Source organism: Pseudomonas sp. SK2, from assembly GCF_016772395.1.
Lineage (GTDB): Bacteria > Pseudomonadota > Gammaproteobacteria > Pseudomonadales > Pseudomonadaceae > Aquipseudomonas > Aquipseudomonas taiwanensis.
In genome coordinates, this window is record NZ_CP061944.1 from 717,460 (window position 1) to 741,691 (window position 24,232).

The 24,232-nt window shown below is 57.0% G+C and carries 20 protein-coding genes and 1 pseudogene; 12 read left to right on the forward strand and 9 right to left on the reverse strand.

Annotation, left to right across the window (positions count from 1 at the left end):
- The first annotated feature begins 2 nt into the window (after positions 1–2).
- From gudD to IF103_RS03185, 4 genes are all read left to right on the forward strand, one after another.
- On the forward strand, positions 3–1,370 hold the full coding sequence (gudD, locus tag IF103_RS03170; protein WP_374373407.1) for a glucarate dehydratase: 1,368 nt from the start codon (positions 3–5) through the stop codon (positions 1,368–1,370).
- A gap of 491 nt (positions 1,371–1,861) precedes the next feature.
- Positions 1,862–3,253 (forward strand): GABA permease, encoded by a 1,392-nt coding sequence (gene gabP / locus IF103_RS03175; RefSeq protein WP_023378589.1) that lies wholly within the window; start codon positions 1,862–1,864, stop codon positions 3,251–3,253.
- A 314-nt stretch (positions 3,254–3,567) separates the two neighbouring features.
- Entirely contained in the window at positions 3,568–5,049 is a 1,482-nt protein-coding gene (locus IF103_RS03180) for a hypothetical protein (RefSeq protein WP_104882205.1), read from the forward strand.
- Between the two features lie 561 nt (positions 5,050–5,610).
- Complete coding sequence (locus tag IF103_RS03185; protein WP_023378591.1) at positions 5,611–5,817, forward strand: hypothetical protein; 207 nt, start codon at positions 5,611–5,613, stop codon at positions 5,815–5,817.
- A 159-nt stretch (positions 5,818–5,976) separates the two neighbouring features.
- Here the strand turns inward: IF103_RS03185 and IF103_RS03190 are convergent, their stop codons facing one another.
- Positions 5,977–6,852, reverse strand: coding sequence for a BrxR family helix-turn-helix transcriptional regulator (locus IF103_RS03190; protein WP_023378592.1), 876 nt, complete (start codon positions 6,850–6,852; stop codon positions 5,977–5,979).
- A 119-nt stretch (positions 6,853–6,971) separates the two neighbouring features.
- On the opposite strand from IF103_RS03190, the gene IF103_RS03195 reads away from it, so the two are divergent.
- Positions 6,972–7,229: a hypothetical protein gene (locus tag IF103_RS03195; RefSeq protein WP_023378593.1), complete on the forward strand. Its 258-nt coding sequence runs from the start codon at positions 6,972–6,974 to the stop codon at positions 7,227–7,229.
- 336 nt (positions 7,230–7,565) lie between these two features.
- Here IF103_RS03195 and IF103_RS03200 read toward each other — a convergent pair whose 3' ends face one another.
- Together IF103_RS03200 and IF103_RS03205 are read right to left on the reverse strand one after the other, a co-directional pair.
- Positions 7,566–9,269, reverse strand: a complete 1,704-nt coding sequence (locus tag IF103_RS03200) for a LeoA/HP0731 family dynamin-like GTPase (protein ID WP_104882203.1) — start codon at positions 9,267–9,269, stop codon at positions 7,566–7,568.
- Positions 9,269–12,514, reverse strand: a complete 3,246-nt coding sequence (locus tag IF103_RS03205; RefSeq protein ID WP_104882202.1) for a DUF726 domain-containing protein — start codon at positions 12,512–12,514, stop codon at positions 9,269–9,271. The genes IF103_RS03200 and IF103_RS03205 overlap by 1 nt, the downstream gene beginning before the upstream one ends.
- Before the next feature lie 458 nt (positions 12,515–12,972).
- On the opposite strand from IF103_RS03205, the gene IF103_RS25280 reads away from it, so the two are divergent.
- Positions 12,973–13,173, forward strand: coding sequence for a DUF8606 domain-containing protein (locus tag IF103_RS25280; RefSeq protein ID WP_494539772.1), 201 nt, complete (start codon positions 12,973–12,975; stop codon positions 13,171–13,173).
- A gap of 173 nt (positions 13,174–13,346) precedes the next feature.
- Here IF103_RS25280 and IF103_RS03210 read toward each other — a convergent pair whose 3' ends face one another.
- The 3 genes from IF103_RS03210 to IF103_RS03220 all read right to left on the reverse strand — a co-directional run bounded on the left by IF103_RS03210 (position 13,347) and on the right by IF103_RS03220 (position 15,492).
- Entirely contained in the window at positions 13,347–13,610 is a 264-nt protein-coding gene (locus IF103_RS03210; RefSeq protein ID WP_104882201.1) for a DUF3077 domain-containing protein, read from the reverse strand.
- 108 nt (positions 13,611–13,718) lie between these two features.
- Entirely contained in the window at positions 13,719–13,961 is a 243-nt protein-coding gene (locus IF103_RS03215; RefSeq protein WP_027908009.1) for a hypothetical protein, read from the reverse strand.
- 655 nt (positions 13,962–14,616) lie between these two features.
- Entirely contained in the window at positions 14,617–15,492 is an 876-nt protein-coding gene (locus tag IF103_RS03220; RefSeq protein WP_202675857.1) for a BrxR family helix-turn-helix transcriptional regulator, read from the reverse strand.
- Positions 15,493–15,611: 119 nt separating this feature from the next.
- Between IF103_RS03220 and IF103_RS03225 the strand changes: the two genes are divergently transcribed.
- The 4 genes and pseudogenes from IF103_RS03225 to IF103_RS03235 all read left to right on the forward strand — a co-directional run bounded on the left by IF103_RS03225 (position 15,612) and on the right by IF103_RS03235 (position 18,345).
- Positions 15,612–15,875: a hypothetical protein gene (locus IF103_RS03225; RefSeq protein WP_202675858.1), complete on the forward strand. Its 264-nt coding sequence runs from the start codon at positions 15,612–15,614 to the stop codon at positions 15,873–15,875.
- Positions 15,872–17,170, forward strand: a pseudogene (locus IF103_RS03230) (ADP-ribosylglycohydrolase family protein). The gene IF103_RS03225 and the pseudogene IF103_RS03230 overlap by 4 nt, the downstream one beginning before the upstream one ends.
- Positions 17,171–17,209: 39 nt before the next feature.
- Entirely contained in the window at positions 17,210–17,335 is a 126-nt protein-coding gene (locus IF103_RS25100; RefSeq protein ID WP_286675680.1) for a hypothetical protein, read from the forward strand.
- Positions 17,336–17,547: 212 nt separating this feature from the next.
- Complete coding sequence (locus IF103_RS03235; protein ID WP_252189427.1) at positions 17,548–18,345, forward strand: EcsC family protein; 798 nt, start codon at positions 17,548–17,550, stop codon at positions 18,343–18,345.
- A gap of 38 nt (positions 18,346–18,383) precedes the next feature.
- Here the strand turns inward: IF103_RS03235 and IF103_RS03240 are convergent, their stop codons facing one another.
- The gene (locus IF103_RS03240) at positions 18,384–18,722 is read right to left on the reverse strand and encodes a hypothetical protein (RefSeq protein ID WP_202675859.1); all 339 of its coding nucleotides are present in this window, start codon (positions 18,720–18,722) and stop codon (positions 18,384–18,386) included.
- A 327-nt stretch (positions 18,723–19,049) separates the two neighbouring features.
- Positions 19,050–19,730: a cysteine peptidase family C39 domain-containing protein gene (locus tag IF103_RS03245; protein WP_202675860.1), complete on the reverse strand. Its 681-nt coding sequence runs from the start codon at positions 19,728–19,730 to the stop codon at positions 19,050–19,052.
- Between the two features lie 361 nt (positions 19,731–20,091).
- Between IF103_RS03245 and IF103_RS03250 the strand changes: the two genes are divergently transcribed.
- Both IF103_RS03250 and IF103_RS03255 read left to right on the forward strand, forming a co-directional pair.
- Positions 20,092–22,389 (forward strand): DUF8426 domain-containing protein, encoded by a 2,298-nt coding sequence (locus IF103_RS03250; protein WP_252189428.1) that lies wholly within the window; start codon positions 20,092–20,094, stop codon positions 22,387–22,389.
- Entirely contained in the window at positions 22,386–23,690 is a 1,305-nt protein-coding gene (locus IF103_RS03255; RefSeq protein ID WP_202675862.1) for an McrC family protein, read from the forward strand. Before IF103_RS03250 ends, IF103_RS03255 begins: the two co-directional genes overlap by 4 nt.
- 127 nt (positions 23,691–23,817) lie before the next feature.
- Here the strand turns inward: IF103_RS03255 and IF103_RS03260 are convergent, their stop codons facing one another.
- Positions 23,818–24,084: a hypothetical protein gene (locus tag IF103_RS03260; RefSeq protein ID WP_252189452.1), complete on the reverse strand. Its 267-nt coding sequence runs from the start codon at positions 24,082–24,084 to the stop codon at positions 23,818–23,820.
- Between the last annotated feature and the right edge of the window lie 148 nt (positions 24,085–24,232).

Genomic DNA, 24,232 nt, shown 5'->3' on the forward strand with positions numbered 1-24,232 from the left:
ACATGCAGAGCACTCCAGAATCCTTCAGCGGCTCCCCGGTACACACCGCCACCCCAGTGGTCACCGACCTGCGCGTGATCCCGGTGGCCGGCCACGACAGCATGCTGCTCAACCTCAGCGGTGCCCATGGCCCGTACTTCACCCGCAACGTTGTGGTGGTGCGTGACAGCGCTGGCAATACCGGCCTGGGTGAAGTGCCTGGCGGCGAGAGCATTCGCCAGACCCTGGAGGACGCCCGCAGCCTGGTGGTCGGCCAGCCCATCGGCCACTACCAGCGCGTGCTCAACGCCATGCGCCAGACGTTCGGCAACCGCGACGCTGCTGGTCGTGGCCTGCAGACCTTCGACCTGCGCATCACCGTGCACGCGGTGACGGCCATCGAGTCGGCCTTGCTCGACCTGCTTGGCCAACACCTGGGGGTGCCGATGGCAGCACTGCTGGGTGAAGGCCAGCAGCGCGAAGCAGTCAAGATGCTGGGTTATCTGTTCTACATCGGTGACCGTCAGCAGACCAGCCTGGCCTACCGCAACGAAGCCGACGCCGATAACGACTGGTTCCGCCTACGCCACGAAAAAGCCCTGACCCCTGAGGCTGTGGTGCGCCTGGCGGAAGCTGCGAAGGCGCGTTATGGCTTTGGCGACTTCAAGCTCAAGGGCGGCGTGCTGCGTGGCGAGGAGGAGATGGAAGCGGTCACCGCCCTGGCCGAGCGCTTCCCTGAGGCACGCATCACCCTGGACCCCAACGGTGCATGGTCACTCAAGCAAGCCATCGCCCTGTGCCGCGACAAGCACGCTGTGCTGGCTTACGCCGAAGACCCATGCGGTGCCGAAAATGGCTACTCGGGCCGTGAAGTGATGGCGGAATTCCGTCGTGCGACCGGGCTGCCGACCGCCACCAACATGATCGCCACCGACTGGCGGCAGATGGGCCACGCGATTCAGTTGCAGTCGGTGGACATTCCGCTGGCCGACCCACACTTCTGGACCCTGCAGGGTTCGGTGCGTGTAGCGCAGATGTGCAACGACTGGGGGCTGACCTGGGGCTCGCACTCCAACAACCACTTCGATATTTCCCTGGCCATGTTCACCCAGGTGGCGGCCGCGGCGCCGGGCGAGATCACCGCCATCGACACCCACTGGATCTGGCAGGACGGCCAGCGCCTGACGCGCGAGCCGCTGCGCATCGTCGACGGCCATGTGCGCGTGCCGCAGCGCCCCGGGCTGGGCGTGGAGCTCGATGAAGACCAACTGGCCAAGGCCCATGAGTGCTACCGCAACATGGGGCTCGGCGCACGGGATGACAGCGTGGCGATGCAATTTCTGATTCCGGGCTGGACGTTCGATCACAAGCGGCCCTGCCTGGTGCGCTGATTCCAATCTGCTCGCGAAAGCCCTTTCGCGGATAAACCGCTCTTACAGGCACGGCGCCGTCCCCAAAAACCGCTGGGATCCTGTAGGAGCGCGTTTCACTCGCGAACACCGGCGAAGCCGGTGCCATCCTCCCGGAACGTCTACTCCGCCCTTAACCCCGCCCCGCAGGCTCACGCCGCCCCAGCACATCCGCATGAAAAACGAAACCTCCAATTCGCCAGCAGGCGCGTTCAGACACGCCATCTGCAACTTGTGACGCAATCGGAAAACCCTTGTCGTGATCGCGCACCTACGGGACGTTCTCGTGTAATTTCCTACAGCCTCACGGGGCTTAAATGAAGCCCGAATTCCGCTGGCGCGTTGCTCTGTAAAGCGTGCAAAAGGCCTACAACAGAGCGCGAGTGACGTGCCCCTTACGTTCTTCCCAAGGAGATTTTTTCGCTTACGTCTGCCCGTCCTTTCCTTGTGTCAGCAAAAAGAGAACAACATCAATGAGCACCGTGGGATCTGATGGCAACCTTGCACAAGGTTTCAAGCCACGTCACGTAACGATGCTGTCCATCGCGGGCATCATCGGCGCCGGACTTTTCGTGGGTTCCGGGCACGCCATCGCGGCGGCCGGGCCAGCAACCATTCTTTCTTACTTCGTGGCCGGAACCCTGGTGGTGCTGGTCATGCGCATGCTCGGCGAAATGGCCGTAGCGCACCCCGATACGGGTTCATTCTCCACCTACGCCGACCAGGCCATAGGCCGCTGGGCCGGCTACACCATCGGCTGGTTGTACTGGTGGTTCTGGGTCCTGGTGATTCCCATCGAAGCACTTGCCGCCGGGCACGTGCTCAACGCCTGGTTCCCGCAGGTGGACAGCTGGATCTTCGCCCTCGCGTCAGTCCTGCTGCTGGCCAGCACCAACCTGTTCAGCGTGGCCAAGTACGGTGAGTTCGAGTTCTGGTTCGCCATCCTCAAGGTCACGGCGATTCTGGGCTTCATCGGCCTAGGTTTCGCCGCGCTGATGGGCTGGCTGCCCAACCGCGAAGTCAGCGGCCTGAGCACCCTGATGGCCGAGTACGGCGGCTTCGCCCCCAAAGGCTGGTCGGCGGTGGTCGGTGCCTTCATCACCGTGATGTTCAGCTTCATTGGCACCGAGGCGGTGACCATCGCCGCATCCGAGTCCAGCGACCCCTCGCGCAACATCGCCAAGGCCACCCGCTCGGTGATCTGGCGCATCAGCACCTTCTACATCCTGTCGATCTTCGTGATCATCTCGGTGGTGCCGTGGAACGATCCACAGCTTGCGGTGGTGGGTTCGTACCAGCGCGCGCTGGAGATCATGAACATCCCCAATGCCGCACTGATGGTGGATTTCGTGGTGCTGATCGCCGTCACCAGTTGCATGAACTCGTCGATCTACATCGCCTCGCGGATGATGTACTCCTTGGCCAAGCGCGGTGATGCCCCAGCCTTCCTCAACAAGACCTCCAAGGTCGGCGTGCCGCGTGCGGCCGTGTTCGGCAGCACCCTGATCGGCGCGGCCATCGCCGTCCTCAATTACTTCGCGCCCAAGGGCGTTTTCGAGTTCCTGCTCGCAAGCTCCGGCGCCATCGCTTTGCTGGTGTACCTGGTGATCGCCATTTCCCAGCTGCGCATGCGCCGTCGCCTGGAGCGGGAAAATGCCGAGCTGAAGTTCCGCATGTGGCTGTTCCCATGGCTGACCTGGGCGGTGATTGCCTTCATCAGCGGTGCGCTGGCGGTGATGATGTATACCCCGGAGCACCGGGCTGAGGTGACGGCGACCTTGAGCCTGGCGATCGTGATTTCCTTCCTAGGGATCGTGACCTCGCGTGGGCATGCGCGGGCAGTGGCGGTGCGGTCGGTGGGCTGATGGGGTTCACTGATTGAAGGTGAAAAGAGCACCCTGGGATGGGTGCTCTTTTTGTTTGGGCCTTCAAGACCAATCCAATTTAAGCAAACCCCCCGTTAGCAGGCATCGCCCCATAGAGTTTCTGGGACGACCAAATCGGCAAGAGTTCTAAATGTTTACATGTTTTATAGCTGGTGATGGCAGACAGGCAGGCAGCTCTATTCCGTGTCTTGGAACCTGCACCATTTGTTTACCTGTATGCACAGACAATCTGGACGCAGCATGTCATTTTGCTTAGGTTGTGGCCATTAGACACTACCTGCAAGGCGGCCTGCATGAAGCGTGAACAGTTCCTGACGCAACCGGAAGTCGAGGCATTCGTAGATTGGCTCGTAGTCAATTTGCCTGCCCTTACCTTCAAGTTGCGCTTCAAATCCAGCAAATTTGTGCCCGGCGGTTTGGCGGTTGATGTGCAGGGGCTCGAGCAGGTACTTGGGCACTACCGCTGGAAGGCCAGCTGGATCGACGCCAGCCAGCACCCGGTCGACTCTGCAAGCTGGGCAGAGACCCGATGCTCGCTTGGGCAGTTGCGTGAGTGGTTGGCCGGTGCGGTAAACGCCAATGATGACCGCCAGGCGCTCCAGGCCTGTTTGCAGATTCTTCGTTGGGGCGGGGTGAGGGGCGCGATTCCATTTCTACATCGGTTGACCGCTGAGGGTAGGTTGTCGAGTTACCTGCGCACGATGGCCGGGCTCATGTCGCTGGAAGGCGACACCGATCTGGATGATCTCGATGCAGGCAGCGTCGAGCGTTTTGACTCTGGCCTGACCAAGATTCACGCATTGCTCGACCTCACGGGCTCGCCCATTTACGACAGTCGTGTCGGTGCTGCGATGGCAATGTTGTATTCGCTGTTCCGTCAGCACTGGACGGGCAGAGGCAAGCCACTGCTGAAATTCCCCTCTGGCGGCGCCCGAGGTGATCAGATTCGTAACCCCGGGGCCTTCGCTGGCAGTCTGGCGGCACCGCAATTCTCGACCATCGAATATGCCGAGTGGGCGCGTTGGCAGGTGCGGTTGGGGTGGATCATTCGAGCGGTGCTCGAGCGCACTCAGTGGTTTGCCGACCAAGGTGCACTGCCGGCTCGTTGTCACGCGTTCGAAGCCAGCCTGTTCATGCTCGGTTACGACCTTCGGTGCTTCGGTTCGATGCCGATACCCGAGGCCAAGGATGACGCGCCAGCAGAGCAGGGGAGCGATGAGGTGCGCAGCGGCAAGGGCTGGGTACCTACGGGACACCCCTTCGGCCAAGTCCTCAAGGATTACCTTGCGTTTCGTAAGAGTGGAGCACCTGACACGAAGGCGTCGTTCGTTGACTGGCTCGTGAACCAGCCGCGTGAAGAGAAGCCGCTCTCGCGCACTACTGCGCAGGGCTACTGTTTTGCGTTTTCCATGGAGGAGTTCGACTTGTTCGGTCGACCATTGACCGAGCTCGAGCGAATCGTCGCAGGTGGAGAAGATGGATTGCGTGCTGCCATGGGGACCGAGGCACTGGAACCGTTCACCGTGGGGGACGAACGCGTGAATGTTTGTCTGGTGGATGTACTGATCACTGGTAACGCGTATGCCTGTGCAACAACCGAACAGGCCCGCGTCGAGCGCATCCTGAGTGCCGGATATGCCGGGACCGAAAATGCCGCCAAGACGCTGATGGCCCTGGGGCGCAACGTGGGCAAGCACTTTGGCCTGCTTGATGAGCAGCATTTGCCGACGGAATTGTTCCGGTACTTTTTCCAGCAAAGTGTGCTCGACGCCTGATTCACGCGCAGGGCACTGGGCAACTGAAAATGCCCATGTAGAGGTGCGACACCCCCCGTTGCACCCGCCTTTCATGATCAACCCACCAGCAGAGTGAGCGGTGGTTCAAACTGCTCTGAAGCGCTGGAAACTTTCATTCCGAAGAGGTCGTGCCATGAAGAATCTGTTCGCACTTGTTGGCGTTATCGTGGTGGCCAAGAAAGGCTACGCGTTTGTCCGTGAGTACATGGCGATGAAGGAAGAGCTACAAAGGCGAGCTTCCGAGTCGGCATGACGCGATACAACAAGTGCCAATGCACTGTCATTATTCCGCTACCCACGGGGGCTAGCTCCGATGCCCATACCGCCTCGTCCGTTTACGTTCAGCTGTTCCAAATGCCGCTGGCACACCACGACGATACCTGCCAGTGACGCATTGTGTGAGGGGCGAGACTGGTACTCGACCTGCCCGTCATGCCAGAACACCGAGCTGAATGTCCGGGCTGCCTCCCAGCTGGGGATACTCAAAGCCAAGCTTTTGCGACCGTTTAGCTAACGTCTTCTTTCACTGTGAGGTTTGCGATGAGTGACGGGCAAGAACCCGGCGAGCCGGATGCAATTCACGCTGCGCAGGATCCTCAAGATGAGGTCGAGTACAGCGAGGACTTTGCTGCGATGATTCTTGCGCAAGAGGAACGCGGCTTTGAGGAAATCGATGTTGATGATCTGCTGGCACTGCTTGAGCGGATGATCATCGAGGCCCGGAGGTTGGGGCCAAATCGGCAGTGATTGAAAACTACCGTTTGGGCCTGTCCCGTGACACGGACGCCAAGAGGCTGGCAGCGAGCGACAGCTGCTGGTACTTGGTGGCGCGCACCTGGCAGCAGCTGAGCGCCATGATAAGCAGCTACCGCCGCACTTGAATGCATCCAGGCCCCCGTCCCAGTATCAGTACTTCATCAACCATGGCTGCAGTTCCTGGAGGTTACTCACCACCAGTTGCTGGGCCTCGGGAAGTATCGCCATGTTGCGGTGGTCGAAATGGTATCGCTGCAACACATACTTCACCAATGCCCTGCGGCTGGGCACCACCAATTGCCCGTCTGTCATGCCGAAGTCGGTTTCAATGATTGCCTTTTGGGCTTCGTTCAACCGCCCATCAGGCGCGAAGATGACCGGCACCTCGACATTCCAGTCTTCATCCTGTTCGCGCGTATTCGGCGACGCGTCCAGCAAGTCTGGCTGCCCGCGCAGACGGCTGAGGACGAAGTCACGGTATTGGCCGTTCTTTTCGCAATAGGCCCGCACGTGCCAGCGCATGCCCGTGTAGACCAGCGTGTGGGGCGCGATCAGGCGCACCTCTACGTTGGGTGTATTGAAGGACACGTATTCGGTTTCCAAGCGCAGACCCTCACGGCAGGCCTTGAGCAAGGGGCGCAGTACCTCTGGTCGAATGGGGCGGTCAGGCACTTCCAGAACGCGGGTATGCGCATACGCCAGAGCCAGTCCGTCGATGTGCGGGGCGCGTTCATTGTTCTGGTAGAGCAGGTGCAGGTAGGCGCTGGCGCTGTTGTCGATGAACAGGGGTTTGAAGTGCTTGCTCGGGACGTAGCCCTTGAGCTGCTTGTCATATGTCAAGTTTTTGGGCGCATGTTCGGTAATGTAGGTATTGATGTCCTTCGAAGCCTGCTGGCGGCTAATACCAAAGCTCTGCATCAGGTGGCCCGTGGTCAGCCGGCCTTCCCACCAGGCGACGGTTTCGATCAAACGATAGCGAAGTGCCAGGTCCCAGCGTACCTGCTCGATGGATTGCTTGCGTTTCATACCCTCTCCATGTGCGCGATTACTTTACCTGTATAAGTCTACATTCTATACCTGTCGTCAATCACTACATATCGTGTGTCTGTCTTCGAAATAAATTGAAGTCAGCAAAGGAAGTGGACATGACGATGCCGGAAGTGGTTGCAACGGGTGCGCTGGTAGCGATGGGGATCATCTTGCTGGTGCTGATACATCAGGGGCTAAGGCTCGGCGAGCTTGGCAAAAGCGTCGAGCACTGTCAGCGGGATCTTCGCTGGCTGCAAATCTGGGAAATGGAGAACCGCGAACTGCGCTCGGCGTTGCGGGCGGAGCGGGAGCATGTAGCGCAGTTGCAGCGTAAGGTGGAGATTTTGCAGGGGCTGGTGCCGGTTGCTGAGTAATTGTTGCCAGCGTTCTGCAGGAGTAGGTACAGATGTCGATGAAACCAAAGCCTTTCACGCTGGTGTGCAAAGACTGCAACTGGAAGGAGGCCAACGCTTAGCACAGCGAGGCACTGAGATCGGAGGAGCGGTTTATTGTATGCCCCGGGCGCGGAAGTACAGCTTTGAAGATGCGTGCGGCGGGAGAGTTTCGAGGTGCTGCCCCGGAGTTTCTGGAATGTCGGAGGCTAGCTGAACTGCGGGGATGGGAGGCACTGTGTGCTGAGGCCTGGCATCCGCGCAGGAAACTCAGTCGTCAAGCGCCCGCTGCGCTTTGCAGCAGGCGCTTGAAGCCAGTCAGTTCAATCTCTTGAATTCTGCGTCGATAGCTTCGGCCTCCACGCGCCAGGCTTGGAAGCGCTGTTGACGTAAACGGCTTTCATCCACATTGGCCTGCAGTTCTTGTCGACGTGTGTTGAGCAGCAAGTAGTCGGGGAAGAACTGCTCTTTGAAGCGTTCGGAGTTGACCAGGTCAAGGAAGTCCTGACGCTGCTTCTCGAAATTACTGACTATTTCAACGACAGTCTTCTTGAACGCTTCTTCGCGTTTGTATTGTTCCCAGCTATCCCAGGCTTCAAGCGCTACCCCGATAAAGGCCAGTGCTCCGTTTGCTCCTTTGGCAAACTTCACGGCGCCCCATGGCTTGAACTTCAGGTACTTGCCGATATCCATGCCCACCGTCTTGGCAATCGTCGTCAGGCCATCGCGCGCTGCCAGTACCGTGGTGTTGTTGATCAGGTTGCCTTTGAGCACATGGTTGATGCCTTGTTTGCCCAGCGCCTTGACGGTGGTATTGAAGTGGTTGACCTCACTGTCGAAGCCAACCTGCATTTTCTCGACCTCAAGCGTGATCGACTGGGTTTGACGGCTGAACTCATTCTGCAGGCGAGTGGACACGATAATGCCTTCTGCGCCAATTTCTCGCTCGAAAAAGTCACCGAAAGTTTCCAGGCTGGAACCCTTGGCTTGAAGGATCAGGTCAGAGAAATAGCGTGCGGCAAAGTTGCGTAGGTTGATGCGTGCATCTTCGATTTGCTGTCCGGTCACTGCCAGCTGTTTGACCAGACGCGTGTTGAGTTCGTCAAGCCGGCCAACCTCCTGCGCAACCTTCTCATCGTTTTCGATGGCAACAGGCAGCTGGTTGTTGAGCACGTCACGGATCACGCTGGCGCGCATTTCGTTGGCCAGCGCGACGCTGCCTCCGTTTTGTTGGATCTTGCCTGTGGTAGCCGTCTGCAAGGTCTCGATATGCGACAGCGCTTTGAACTGCTCAAGGTTAGCCAGCCAGTGTTCGACACCCAGGTCGAAGGGGTTGGCGGCGACGGCGACAATGGAGAGCTCGGTCGCCTCTTTGTCGGTCAGTCCGATCTGTTCACGAAGTCGACCTACCACGTTGTCGCGTTTGACCTGCAGGTTGGATTGGTAGTCCTGCTCGTCCTCTACATCGGCCACTTCGTCGAAGCGGCTGAGCACGAACACGGTGCGAGGCAGTAGACCCAAGGTGCGGAACAACCAAGTCAGGTCATCCTTGTGGCTTTCCTTGATAGGATTGGTCGAGTTCATTACGTAGAGCACCAAGTGCGATTCGCTCACGTACTTCTTGGTAATGTCCTTGTACTTTTCGAGGCTGTGCGTTTCGGTATTTTCCTGCTCCTTGAAGCCGAACAGCCCGGGGGTGTCGATCAGCACGAAGTCTTCGCCGACCTCGTAGACTTTCACCTCATTGGATGACTCCTGGTGGCTAATCTTCATGCTGGACTTATCCAGCTTTTCCATCCAGGCCGCCGCGATAGAGGTCTTGCCTTCGGAAAAGCCGCCAATAAGCGCGACCTTGAGTTTTTCACCCGACATACTGTTGATCGCATTCTGCAGCTTGCCGATCAACGCAGGATCAATCGGTATTCCAGCCTGTGCGCCTTGCCCGAGAAAGTCTTGTAGCCTGTCAAGCAATGTCAGTGCGCTCGCCTGTTGGGCCTTGAACGTCTTGAGGGTGTTTTCCATTACAGGTTTCCTGCGATTTCGATTTGGCGGGAGAGGATTTTCAAGCGTTTGGTCGAGCGAGACAGCGTGTTCACCTGGTTTTCAGCCTGTTTAGCAGGTGCTTCCAGTGCGTGTTCAAGTTGCTCGATAGTTGCCTGCATATCGTTTAGGGCAGCGTCGAGGCTTGCGTGTAGAGTTTCGCGCAGTTGCTCGGTAGCGCTGCGCAGATTCTTATCAAGGGCCTGACGTTGCTGGGACTTTTTGTAGTCTGAGCTGAGCGCGCTAAAAATGGCCTTACCGACCGAGACGAGTGCGGCAACTACCGAGGCGCCCACGAGCCAGAGACTGGCCCCGCCAGTAAATGGAGCCGCTGCGATCCCCGCCAGGCTGGCCAGCAGCCCAATGACATTGATGCCGTTATCGATTTTTATGTTGAGGTTGAAATGCTCGTTGAAGCGCATGCTGCCCAGCTTTGCATAGCTGGCAGTCAATTCCTGAGCATGTTTTTCGAAGCGCTTGAGAATATCTTCGGCCGCCTTCTGGAATTTGCCGACTTCTGCGTTCACCGCCACCGGTAGTTGCTTGCCCAGCAGTTTTTGCTGGGTTTCAAGCTCCTCGGCCAAGGTGCTTTTGAACGCGTCGTTGCTGATATCGGCTTCGATTTGTTTGTAGACACTGTTGCGCACGGTGCTGGCGAAGTCATCGATCAAGGTCTCGCCGCAGGCTTCCAGCCGTTTTTTCAGCGCCTGGTAGCTACTGCTCAGCTGACTCTTGGCACTTTGCTCTTCTTGAGAGAGCTTTTTCGACAGGGCGCTCAGGGTTTGTTGCACGCCTGAAAGTGTCGTGGTGGTCTGGTTGAGCGCATCATTGGCCTTGTTGAAGTTGGCCCGGACGATCTTGGCTTTGCCATTGAGGATCAACCGGTCACCCAGCAACTGCAGGAAGGCACGCAGGCGGGACTTTTCCAGCAACTCGTCGGCGCCGAAGTCCTCAAGCGCTTTGCTGCGACGTTTGGCATTCTGCGAGCCGGGTGCAAGGTGGTCGGTGGAGGCGAGGAATGCCGGCAGCGCGCTCAGAGGGAACACCTCCTGATAGTGCTTGCCAAGCTGCTCGCTCATCTTCTCGTCCAGCCCAGCGAGGCTGATGCTTTCGTCATCGGAAACCAGTGCTCTGTTGCCCAAAGAGTGCTTGGGGCTGGTGATCTTCTTGTTGAAAATGGTCCAGACTTCGGTTTGAGCCCCCAAGTGCTGCTTGATCTTCTCAAGTGTGCCTTGGTGCTGCCCATCGCCCGTTTGGGGCGGTGCCGGCTGGTTAGTGACATAGAACACGGCATGAGCCGTCTGCACCGCGCGTTCTATCTGGTCGAGTACCAGGCCTTCCTTGCCCTCGATACCAGGGACATCCAGCAGTGCGAATGGCTGGCCGTCCAACTCGAATTCGTAGCGCTGTGTCTCTCGGGTATAGTCGGCACGGCCGTCACCGATGATTTCACCATCGGCATGCACCTGTAGTTTTCCAACCAGGTCTGCCAGCTGGCTCTCACTTTCCAGGCGCTGCTGAACCAGCGTCTGTTGCTGTTGGGCCGCCTGTGCCTGTTGGGCGGCAAGTGCCGCATTGGCGTCGTCGCGCGCCGTCGTTATAGCACTGAGTTGCTGCTCTAGCGCGAGGCGCTCTTGGCGGGCCTTCTGTTGTTCGGCGTTCAGGATAGCTGCGGCGTTGTCGCGTGCCTGCGTAGTCTCGGCCAGTGAGGCGGTGGCCTCGTTCAGCTCGATTTCTTCGGGCATCTTCCTGAACAGGCCCAAGAGCTTCTGCCAGAGTGAGGCGGTGCTTTTGCGTGTGGCGAGAAGCGTATGCAGCCGGGTAACGGCTTCGAGGGCATCTTTGTGCGCCTGCTCGTGTTGTGCGAATTCAGACCCAAGTCGTTGATGCAATTCGCTGGATCGGGCATCAGATTGGTCGAGTGCGTTCTGGGCTTCCCTGAACGGTTGTTCGAACTGTTGCATGGTGGCACTCAGTTGCTGCGTCAGTTCGTCAAGTTGCGCTTCGGTTTGCTCGATGTCCTGTTGCAGCCGCTGCAGTTTTTCTTCGGTCACCCCATACTGCTCGCGCAACGTGCGGAAGGCTTGCTGGCTGGCCCGCTTACCGGGCTCTTGTAGCAGAATGCGCAACGTTTCGATCAGGGTCGACTTGCCCGCGCCGGTCTCTCCGTAAAATGCAATGGTAAATGTGTTCCACTCGGCGTTCTTCTCAAGTTCGGCGAGCCGCTCGTGCAGGGCTGCGCGATGTTCGTTAAGGCGCTGGAGCGCCTCTTCTCGAGCCTGGTTCAAGGCCACGTCTTCCGAAGGGTGTCGCAGTTCAGCAATGATCAATGCCAGCTCATCGTTGATTTGCTGGTAAACGTCACGCGGGCTGTTCAGTTCGAGTTTCATCGTGTTTGCTTTTTCGGGTTGTTTGGGCGCGCGGGTTGGCTTTTTTTCTGAAGCGGATGATGGAGTGGGCGCTGGGGAGGGCGGTAAGTCCGCTTTGAAGCGTGATTTGGTCAGGACTTCGGGTAGCCGCTCCCAGTAATCGGTGTGGCCGAAGTCATTCATCTCGATGCTCTCGAAGTGCTCGGCTTCATTACGCCCCAGGCAAGTTTCACCCACGTTCAGCAGCAGGGTCTTGTCGGCCTTCGAATAGGCATTGATCAATCGGCCCTGGAGTACGCCCCGCATTTTGCGTGCGTCGAGAGCGGTGACCTCGACGGCTGCCGCCATCAGCAAAACGTCGTTGATGATCAGCTGTTGCCGGCTCGAAAAGCTTTTCAGACTGCTGATGACCAGCCGGCCGCCGAGCGAGTGGCCGATCAAGTTGATGGTCTTGATCTGGGGGTGGTGGCTGTTCAGGTAGTCCTGAAGTTGGTCGAGTAGTACTGCACCCATGCTTTCCGCGCGCGCGCGGGCTTGAGTGAAGTTACCCATCCGGTCCTGGGCGAGGGTGCCCACAATGCCTAAAGAGCCCATGGGCGCGCCCATGAGCGCAGCCCCCGCACCCAGGCCAGCCGAGCCAATTCTCCAGAGCGAAGATTTGTCGAACCGGAAGATATGATTCGAAGGCCAGAACGCGAAAATGTTGGTGTAGTGCTTTAGTTGCTCGGGGATCTTGTCGAGCAGAAGCTGCTTGTCCTCATCGCTATGCCCGGCGCTGTAGCCGTGGATGAAGATGTTAGCTTCTGTGGTGTTGGCGCCGGCAGACCGTGCACTCTGGAAACGGAATGGATGAGGCATGAAGGCTTCCTATCTACGGCCATGCTGCTTTTTGAGGAGCACTCGTGCAGAGCGGTAGTACGGGAGGCCTGGAGGCAGGTGCGGCAGGGGAAGGTGTTTGGGAGGAGTTTCCCTAGGGGTGGGCATCGCTACTTCCTTGTTGTCTTGAGCCGGGTGGCGGTTGTCGACCTCATTTTCTGTGGGGAATTTACCCTGTTTTGATGGCGGTTTGCTATTGCTGTTGGGCTTGCCCGGAAGGAGGGGGGACGTGGCGATGTTGTTGCGTGCACTTCGGGTGGAAGGGCAGCAAACAGGATGGGGTGAGTCGAGCGACGGGCGGATTTGAACCTGTGTCTAGCCCTTGAGTGTGAAGGGCACAAGTCCACGCCTGTCATTACGCTGTCGTTCCGGGAGGTTTGAGCAAGTGGTACAGCAAAACCCTGAAACTTCCGTCCACAGGGAATCGGGTGTGAATCAATATTCCCCAGCAAGGCTATCTCGGCGTCGACCGCGTCCTAGGCGGGGCTCCCCCAGCCAGTGAATTCACGGTGGCGAAAGATGGCGAGGAGCGGCCAGTATCAGAAGTCGCACTCCGTGCTAACTACCACGCTGCATCCATTAACGACCTCGAGCGCTGCGAGTACCTGGTCCCAGTGCAATGGCTGCAAATCTTCCCGTAGACCCGGCCATTCGAGAGATCGGAATGTTTGGCAACCAACACCATGTATGCCGGCTCAGAACATCGAAACGGAGATCAATGATCGACCGTCTGAAGGAGTGCTTTCCGCATTTCGATGACTCGGCCACTACCCAGGTCATGCAGTAGTGGCCTGTGGGCACATAGACCTGGGCTTCAGCGCAGCAGGCCCAGTTCAGCATCATCCAGCAGGGCTTTGCCCAGCGCGCAGAGGTAATGCGCAGCCCATATCAGGCTGGGTTTGTCCTCCATCAACCCGTCGATGGTCAGGTCTCGTGCATAGCCCATCAGTTCCGAGGCCTGTTCGCGGGCGTTTTGGCAGGGGATGCCGGCTTCGATGCGAAACAGGGGGTGGGTCTGGTTTTCACCTTGGTAGAAGATGGTTTTGCCCACTGTGCATTTGATGTCTTCGGTGGCCATTGAGGAATCTCCCTGGGGTGGGACGGTGCCTGGGCTGGCCCTATTGCCGGCAAGCCGGGCTCGTACAGGTTGAGTGGGGGAAAGGGCCAGGCAGGTCATGATGGCGGTTCAATGCAGCGTTTGCGGGTCCGCTGGTTTTTGGACCTGGGCCAGTGCGGTTTCGAGTAACCTTCGCAGCGTTTCGAGCTCGTGCATCGACGCCATGAGCAGCAACGATGCGGGCGATTTGGGCTGCATCAGCATCGCTTGATGCGCGACGGCTTCGGCACAGACTGCGTAGTCCGAGGCCAGGATGAGCGTGTCTTCCAGGGAATGGAGGTGGTGGGGTGGATCCGGCACTATCTTCAACATGATTGCTTCCATATCAGGGCTCTCACTCCCTGCTGTCAAACAGAGGGTGGCAGCTGTACGCGGGTTGACAGACCGGCGGAAACAACAAAGTTCCGGCGCACGCAAGCGTGCCCGCACGTACAGCTGCCATAGAGGCGAGCCGTGCTGTTGTTTACCGTCGCGACCTGTCAAAGTCATGCCGTTGATGAGCAACGACCGCCCGAGACTAAGATCCTGAAAAGACGTCTGCAACGGAAAACAGGCGCGGGGAGTATCTTTGGGAAACGTCCTACATGAAAGGGGTTAAATCTGATTTTCCTAGTTCGCGTACCCCAGATGGCAGGCGCAAAAAGACGCACGAAGGCGTCTTCTTTTTTGGAATTTTGTTGGGCCGGGGTAATCTGAATTAAGTCAGTAACATATTGATTAATTGGGTGAAACCCGGTTTGTATTTTAAGTTGGAATACCGATTGGAGTACGGCGACAAGTATTCCCGGCCTATCGATGACCAGCTCGGTCGCCAGCTTCCGGGCGACCTCGGTCCAGCGCTGTCACTGAGCTAAACGACTACGGAATAACAGGTATCACCCCACAATGTGTTCTGGCTATCCAGCATCTGCAGAATAATGACCGGAACCAGCTTGTCGAGCAGGTTGACGCTGCTGAGATCTAAATGTCAGTACTTCATCAACCACGGCTGCAGTTCCTGGAGGTTGCTCACCACCAGTTGCTGGGCCTCGGGAAGTATCGCCATGTTGCGATGGTCAATCTGGTACCGCTGTAACACATACTTCACCAAGGCCCTGCGGCTAGGCACCACCAATCGTCCCTGCGTCATGCCGAAGTCGGTTTCGATGATTGCCTTCTGCGCCTCGTTCAACCGTCCATCAGGCGCGAAGATGATCGGCACCTCGACATTCCAGTCTTCGTCCTGCTCGCGCGTATTCGGCGATGCGTCGAGCAAGTCTGGCTGCCCACGCAGGCGGCTAAGGACGAAGTCGCGGTATTGGCCGTTCTTTTCGCAATAGGCCCGCACGTGCCAGCGCATGCCGGTGTAGACCAGCGTGTGCGGGGCGATCAGGCGCACCTCGACATTGGGGGTATTGAAGGACACGTATTCGGTTTCCAGGCGTAGGCCCTCACGGCAGGCCTTGAGCAAGGGGCGCAGTACCTCTGGCCGAATGGGGCGGTCAGGCACTTCCAGTACCAGAGTGTGCGCATACGCCAGAGCCAGCCCGTCGATGTGCGGGGCGCGCTCATTGTTTTGATAGAGCAGGTGCAGATAGGCGCTGGCGCTGTTGTCGATGAACAGCGGCTTGAAAAGCTTGCTCGGCACATAACCCTTGAGCTGCTTGTCATATGTCAAGTTTTTGGGCGCATGTTCGGTGATGTAGGTGTTGATGTCCTTCGACGCCTGCTGGCGGCTGATGCCAAAGCTCTGCATCAGGTGGCCCGTGGTCAGCCGGCCTTCCCACCAGGCAACAGTCTCGATCAAACGATAACGAAGTGCCAGGTCCCAGCGTACTTGTTCGATGGATTGCTTACGTTTCATACCCTCTCCATATGCGTGATTATTTTACCTGTATAAGTCTACATTCTAGACGTGTAATTTTCCATTACATATCTTTGGCTGGTCTTCGGAATACATCGGGGGCAGCAAAGGACATGAGCATGACTATGCCGGAAGTGGTTGCGACGGGCGCATTGGTAGCGATGGGGATCATCCTGCTGCTGATACAGCAGGGGTTGAGGCTGGGCGATCCGGGTAAGAAGGTCGAGCATTGCCAGACGGATTTGCGCTGGTTGCAGATCTGGGAAATGGAGAACCGCGAGCTGAGGTCGGCGTTGCGGGCGGAGCGGGAGCATGTGGCGCAGTTGCAGCGCAAGATGGTGGTCTTGCAGGACCTGGTTGCTGCGGGTGAGCGTCAAGCATGAACAGAATTGAACGGATTAGAGGCTGCCTGCTTGGTGGTCCCGCCGGAGATGCGCTGGGCTGCGCCGTGGACTTTCTTGAGTGGCCGTCGCTCGAGGCCAGGTTCGGGGCGCACGGTATCATTGATTTTGCCCCCGCTTATGGTATTGCCGGTGCGGTTAGCGACAGTACACAGATGATGCTGTTCACGGCAGAAGGCTTGCTGCGGGCTTATGTGCTGGGCAGTTCACGATTGGCATGTCATGTGCCCAGCGTTATCCATCATGCACTGCTGCGCTGGCTGACGACTCAGGATCACCCCTCGACGATACCGGTAACCGCAGATGGCTGGCTGATCAGGCAAGCGGAGCTCTGGTCGCGTCGCGCCCCTGACACAACTTGCCTGAATGCGCTCAAGGTCAGCGCGCGATTAGGTGCGGTTGCCGAAAACTACAGCAAGGGCTGTGGCGCCCTGGTTCGAGTCGCACCCTGTGCATTCTTTGCCAATGCCTTTGACTACGCAACGCAGAGCGGGCGGCTGACGCACGGACACCCGACGGGTTACCTGACGGCAGGGCTGTTCGCCGACATTCTTCAACGGGTAGTCGATCAACAAGGCAGCCTGGAGCACGCCGTGACGCAGAGTCTGGCCAGGTATGGACAGGTGCCTGGCATGGAGGAAGCGCGCAGCCTAATCGAGCGCGTGATGTTCTTCTATTACGAGGGGTATGCACCCTCCCCGCAACGGATTGATGACTTTGCCGCTGGTTGAGGGGCTGAACAAGTGCTGGCGATTGGGCTGTGGTGTGCGTTGACTGCGCGGTCTCTTGAAGAAGGGGTAATTGCGGCGGTGAACCACAGTGGTGACAGCAGCAGTGCAGGGCTGGTTGTCGGTCACTTGCTGGGTGCGCAGTATGGCGTTGACGCTATTCCTCAGCGCTGGCTTGAGCGCCTAGAACTGCGGCAGGTGATTGCACAGGTGGCCGAAGATATTGAGCGTGTTCCGCGGGAGTATTGCGGGGTGGGGGGGAGTTTGATGAGCAGATTGAGCTGGCTTACCCGTGGAGTTAAGTGCATTGAAAACGGTGAGCTTTCACAGGGATCAAGGAGCTTGAAAATGGCGATCAGACCCAGGCCCTTCACCTTTGAATGTGAAGGTTGTGGCTGGACGAAAACAGTGGCGCCGCGCAGTGATGCGTTGGCGCCGGGGGAGTGGGTGGATCAGTGCCCGAAATGTGGGAGCAAGGCGCTGAAGATGCGCCCTGCGGGGTGGTTTAAGGGGGCGTTGGCGCAGTTGCTGGCGCGGCGGCGATTTTAGGGTTTGGCAAACAAGTCGATTAATCAGGAGCATTCAACCATGAAGAATATCTTTGCCTTTGTCGGGTTTATCGTCATCGCTACCAAGGGGTATGAGTTGTATCGGGAATATAGCGACATGAAGCGTGAGAAAACGGCGCGTGAGGCGGGCGGCGGTTTGGTTTGACGCGTGCCCAGGGAGGGCTGGTAGTCCAAGTATATGCTGGCCAGGAATCGAAGCAGCGTACTCCGGAGATCTTTGATCTTTACCAGAGCCGGATGCTGTTTGCAATAGTCCAAGGCTATTGGCGATTCGGTAAGCGTCCTTATTTTATCACAATCAAAAAACAGTGATATCATATGGCCTCCATTGGTGTGTTCAGGCTTCGAGGGTTTACCATGATGGACCAAATTTCTGACACCGATTTGAAGGCCCTTCAGAATGCAAGAAATTTACTGGAGAATCCTGGCGTTGCAGTGAAGGTCACTAATCTTTTAGGTGCGCCAATCGAAAAGGGATTTGAGTTGTTGCCTAAGGATTGGAACAAAAATATTGGTGATGTTGTAAAGACAGCTCTGCTCAAAGCATCAGATATGGCTACCTTCACGATGAAAGATGTTCCGGGTGAGGAATCCTCCAACATTTGGCATAAGTTGGGAGTGGCTGTCACCGGCGGAATTGGAGGTTTTTTTGGATTGCCAGCTTTGGCAATCGAGCTTCCGATCTCGACCTCAATTATGATGCGTTCCATCGCCGATATCGCAAGAAGCGAAGGCGAGTCAATATCTGACGCCGAGACCAAACAAGCTTGTCTAACGGTGTTTGCTCTTGGCGGCGAAAGTATTGATGATGACTGCGCTGAAAGTACATATTACGCTGTGAGAACAGCCCTTGCTAAGTCAGTTGCAAGTGCTTCTGAGTTTCTCGTAACGAAAAAGCTTACCGAGGAAGGCGCTCCAGTCCTAGTGAAGCTAATAGCCGCAATTGCAGAACGGTTTAGTATTCAAGTCACTGAGAAAGTTGCAGCGCAAGCTGTTCCGGCCATTGGTGCGGCAGGAGGTGCATTTATAAATACTATATTTATGGATCACTTTCAGGATATGGCAAGAGGACACTTTACCGTCAGGCGCTTGGAGAGAAAATATGGTGCTGAGTTGGTGAGGTCAGTTTACGACGGGCTTCCAAAATTCGGTTAAGTCTAAAGGCCGCAACCTAGGCGGCCTTTATACGTAGTTTATCGTAAAATTCGGTCAATTGAATCGCGGAGGGTTTCTGCGGAATGAGAGCTGTCAAGTGAAACACTTTCACGAAGCCGCTTCAGTGCTCGAAGTGCGGGCTCATCATTTTTCAATAAATCTTGAACCTCCCATCCCCCCATAGCAGCCAAGGCAAGAGCGCGTTTCGAAGCATTGTTACGCTCGCTAGTGTTATTTTGATTGTAAAAATCTCTAAGGCGGTCGGAAGATGCGTTGCGCATTTTATCCCAGGCTTCAAGTTGTTGCTTTGTGACCGCATCTCCCATGGACTTGACCGCTGCTTTACCAATGCCAGCAACGATATCAAATAATCCCATTTTGCATTCCTCTTGCTTGTATGCACTGTTTGCCCCAATACATTTTGGGACCGCCCAACTAGTTTAGGCTTTCTTTTTTTTGGTGGCAATACGCCATCGTCCAGGTCAGATTTTGTCTTAGGCTTAGGCGCCTTTTCAGAGCTCATGCTCGTGCACCGAAACCATGATCAATATTAAGCCCGGTGATTTGCGTAGCCCCTGATGAGCTACGGGTTCTAGGGAGAGGGTAGTCCGAGGCCTACATAGGGTGGTTTTTTCGCGGAGTGGAGGTGGTGAGGTGGGGCAAGTTGATTGCAACGACCCACCTCACCTAGGCGGTAAAACCGCTTATCGTTTGCCAATTGCCAAGCCATTGGTGATCTTGCACTTGGTAGGCTCCATCCCGCCCCAATGATTGGACGGGAAAGGCCCTGCATTCACTACAGTCCCCTCGGCTGTCTGAACCTCCAGAACGGCATTCCACAACGATACCCGCGGTGCCTCAAGCATCGGGTCCAGACACAGAAGATGAGTCACGTTGGTTTTGGAACGTGCCTCTGGTCCGTCGATGAGTTGCCCCTGATAGCCGACCACCAACAGCCAATGACCCTCACCGCCCGGCCAGTCCACCCCGATGATCGTGGAGTATCCAGCGCTGACTGCGGCGACCAGATCAGTGACAAGCGAGCGCGTTGTGCCGCTGAATTTTTTCAGGCTGAGTTGGTTGCGGAAACATTCCAGTAACCAGTCCAGGTCGTACTCGTTGGTGCCGCTGTTGATCAGCCCACCGAACTCGACCAGCCGGTTATGAAATTTCCCCAACCGGGTACGGCCGTCTTGCAGTCCCATGTAACTCGCTTCATAGCGAGCAACAGTACCATTGGCTACCAGCGCCATCATCAAGCTGTAAGGACCGCACGCCCCGTCGAGATCCCCTTGGCGGAAGTGCACCGCCTCGCCGGCTTCGTTGACCGGTCCTGTAGGGGAGAGGGAGAGTTGGGGCATTACGTTCATCACGTTCAAAGGCATGCGTCCGATGCTGGGGCGAGCGGCCGGTGTGGTTGGTCATTCGCGAGGAAATAGTCGAAAGTAGCGGTGAATGATGGCTAATTGCCCTATGTCTGTCGAGTATGAAACACTGGGTGCAGACTTCAGCGCATCATGCCCCGTTCGGCATCACCCAGCAGGTACTTGCGTTGAGACTGATCAACAATGCTGGGGACGCCGGGCAATCATCGTGCGCTGTACATCGATTCGTTTTGGGGCTTGCAAACCTATTACAGCCTAGAAGACAAACCATCATATGGGCTCGGGGCGGAGTGTTGTCGAGCCTGATCACATTTACTTCGGCCAAGCCCGTTTGACGCTTAAAAAATACTGGAGTGCACCTGTGAGTCATGCGCAAGGAAAGCTGTTCAAAGTTTGGTTAACCGATACCGGAAAATCACCGAATACCGCCAATGGCTACCGTTCTGCCCTCAATACCATCAATAACCACCTGGGGCGTGACGTGCTGCTGATCACGGACGTGGATGAGTTGACGATGCTCTACCAGCAATACGGCCCAGGCGGTGAATTTGCGCAGATTGGTGCGAGCAACAGCAACAACGTGCAGAGTGGGCTAAAGCAGTGGCTTGAGTATCAGCGACAGCTTTCGCGAGGTGCAATTGCGGGCTATGCCGATCAGCGTGTGATTCAGCTTCTGGAGAAAGGTACCGTTGAGGAGCAGGCGTGGGTCTGGATGTTGCTCACGTGTTTCCGTGAACGCTACCCACAGGCTGATCATTGGACGGTTAACATCACCCCAGCGGATATCCGGATTGGCGTGCGTGAGCAAAACAGTCTGAAAGGAAAACCTGCATTCACCCTTTACTGGTATGGAGGTGAAATATGCTGTTCACTTCGCGGAGTAGCGGATCATCGGGCGCTGATGGAAGCAAAAGAAAAAAGCTGGGAAATCAGCGCGCAACGCTGTCCCACTCAAGCCGATGTAGAGGCTTGGATGAGCACCGTTGACAATATACTTGAGAACCGGCAATTACCATTGAAGGGGAGTGGGTTGGTACCTAGTGACTATGACCAGGCTGAGCCAGAAGGTCCGGAGGCCGTTATCGACTTGTTGGCGACCAAGCCCCCGCTCAATCAAATATTGTTCGGCCCGCCCGGTACCGGCAAAACGTACGCCACCATCAACCAGGCATTGGCAATTCTTGCGCCCGAGTTCCTGGCACAGAACACCGGCAATTCTCCTGAAGCTCGCCAGCGGTTGAAAGCCGAGTTCGAGCGCTTGGCTTCCGCGGGGCGCGTGCGCTTCGTGACCTTCCATCAGAGCTTCAGCTATGAAGACTTCGTCGAGGGCATCCGCGCGGATTCAGACAGTGAAACGGGGCAGTTGCGTTACCCCGTAGAAGCGGGTGTATTCAAGCGCATCTGCGACGACGCCAAGACGCAGCCTGTTGCAGACTTGGGGGTTCGCCCCAACGCTGCCATCTGGAAAATTTCCATCGACGGCTCTGGCATGTCACCCAGCAAAAACTATTGCCTGACGCATGGCGAGGCCCGTATTGGATGGGGCGATAGCGGGGACTTAAGCGAAGACTATAAAGCCAATGACTATTACCAGGGCCTAGGCTCCGGTGATAAAGGCACACTCAACTACTTTGCTGAGCAAATGGCAGTGGGGGACGTTCTGTTGTGTATCCAGTCGGCCGAGAAGGTCGGCGCCATTGGAGTAGTGACGAGCGAGTACCGCTATGAAGCCACGGTGCCCGATGGGGTGAAACCTGATTATCAGCATGTGCGCTCAGTGCGTTGGCTTTATCGGGACATCAACCTGTCCATTCTGCCCATCAACGATGGCTGTCAGTTCACGTTGAAAACCGTCTACGCGATGAACCGCTTCACCTGGGCAGACTTGCTGACTTACTTGCAGCACGAAGGTGTTAAAGCCGTCGAACCCTCAGTATCCACCTCGCCAGCGGACACGCCTTATGTGCTCATCATCGACGAGATCAACCGGGGCAACGTGTCGCGTATCTTCGGCGAGCTAATCACCCTGATCGAGCCTTCCAAGCGCGATGGTGCGGATGAAGCGCTCAGCCTGCAACTACCCTATTCGAAAAAGCCGTTTACCGTGCCTCAGAACGTGCACCTCATCGGCACCATGAATACCGCAGATCGTTCGCTGGCCGGGCTCGACATCGCGTTGCGCCGGCGCTTTGTATTCAGAGAAATGTTGCCAGAGCCACATTTACTGGATGGTACTACGGTCGAGGGGGTGAACATTGGCCAATTGTTGAGGGTGATGAACCAACGTATCGAAGTGCTGCTCGATCGCGAGCACTGCCTGGGGCACGCCTACTTTATGCCGTTGCTGAACGGTGGCACGCTGGCGCAGTTGGAGCTGATTTTCCGCAACCAGGTACTGCCGCTGTTGCAGGAATACTTCTTCGAAGATTGGCAACGCATCCAGTGGGTATTGAACGACCACCGTAAACCCGTCACCGATTGTTTCGTGCTGCGCGAAACCCAGAACTTGCTGGCGCTATTTGGCGACAAAGTACCTGCGCAAGACCAGGTGTGGCGTATCAACCCGCTGGCTTTCAGTCGGCCGACGGCCTATGCCGGGGTGATCAGTGTCCATGCCAGCACTCAGGATGCCATTACCCCGGAGGAGCAAACGGCGTGAGCACGAACGTTATCGTTCGGGAGTACGCCAGGCTTACCACGGCGCCGGTGCCGCCGGGCAACCTGGATTGCGCGCACATCTCGGAAACGGCGTTCGACTGGCTGTGCGACCTCAGCGCAAGCTTCAACCGCGCTGGCGCGACCCTGCTGCAGGTCGAGGGCCGGCAGTCGCTTAAATGGGACAGCTATGTGGGCGTTATCGAAACTCCCTGCGGCACACGGCTTGAAATACTGCCCAAGCATTTCGAACAAGGTGACTGCGTGCTCAAGAGCCGCACGCTGTTACGAAAGTTGATTCAAGCGGCGCTGTTTTTAAAGCCACGGCAGGTATCAGTTACGGCGCTGGAATTGTTCGATGCACCGCTCACTGAATGGGTGATGGGGCAGTATCTGAATGAGTTGGATGCCTTGGTGAAGCGCGGTATTCGTTTCGACTACACACGCGTCGAGGAGGAACGACCTTTTTTGCGTGGTCAGCTCAATGTAGTGGCGCAGCTCCGCCAGCCCCCGGGGCGGCAGCACCAGTTTCAAGTGCGTCATGACGTCTATCTGCCGGACCGTGCGGAAAACCGGTTGCTGAAACTCGCGTTGGAACGGGTCGCTAAGGTAACCCAACTGCCTGCCAACTGGCGTCTCGCCAACGAGCTGCGTGCCTTGTTAGCAGAGATACCTGCCAGCCGGCACGTCGGACAGGATTTCCGCCTGTGGAGCCGTGATCGCCTGATGGCACATTACGGCGCCATTAGGCCCTGGTGCGAGCTGGTCTTGAACCAGCAGATGCCGGTTGCGGTGCAGGGCACTTGGCAAGGGGTGAGTCTGCTTTTCCCGATGGAGCGGTTGTTCGAAAGCTATGTGCAGCAGTCGCTTGACAAGCAGTTAAGGCCGGGTGTCAAGCTGACAGCGCAGATGTCGCAAGAGGACCTCTGTCGCCATGGCGACAGAGGAATATTCCGGCTGAAGCCGGACTTGCTCATGGATACTGCCGAGCAACGCTGGGTGTTGGACACTAAGTGGAAACGCATTGACCACCGCAACGCTGAGCAGAACTACAACCTAAGCCAGAGTGATTTTTACCAACTGTTCGCGTATGGCCATAAATACCGTAGCGGCGGACGTGTGCCGAGACTGGTGCTGATTTACCCATACTGGGCTGGTTTGCAACGGCCGTTGCCAGTGTTTGATTACGGGGAAGGGCTGCAGTTGTGGGCGCTGCCGTTTGATTTGGAAACAGGGTGCTTGGTGGATGCGGAGGTAGCGAGTGTGCCGCTGGTGGGGAGAGCGCTTGGCGCGGTCAGGGGATAGCGTTGCTGGATGCAGTTGCACGGGTGAACGTGAGGCGGCGATGTAGTCCCGCGGGACTGTCAGATTTTTTGTGTGCGCCGATTCACCAGTAGTGTCGCCTGTCAGGTGACCTCTGCACCTATCGCGGTCATCTGGCTAAACAACAAACGGATAACAAGCATCCACCCCACAACGCTTCTGGGTTATCCAGCATCAGCAGAATGATGACCGGTACCCGCTTGCCGAGCAGGTTGGCACAATCATGTAACTGATCCTGGTTGACGCTGCTGTTCCACGTAGCGCCGCCATGCTTGATCTGATTGCGCAGGGTATCGGTCGCATCCTGAGGAGTGATCGAGCAATTCGCCGCCATGGGCACGAGGCTGTGAAGTATCTCGACAAAGATGCTCAGCACCTGCGCTTGAGGCCTGAGGGAGCTCGATGCCTACGGCAGGGCCAACTGAAGCGCCTCCGTCGAAGATAATACTTCGACGTGCTGGCGCCGGAGTAAGACAGCCTTGAAGTCCTGCGGGTATCACGATCATGGATAGCTTCAATGCACT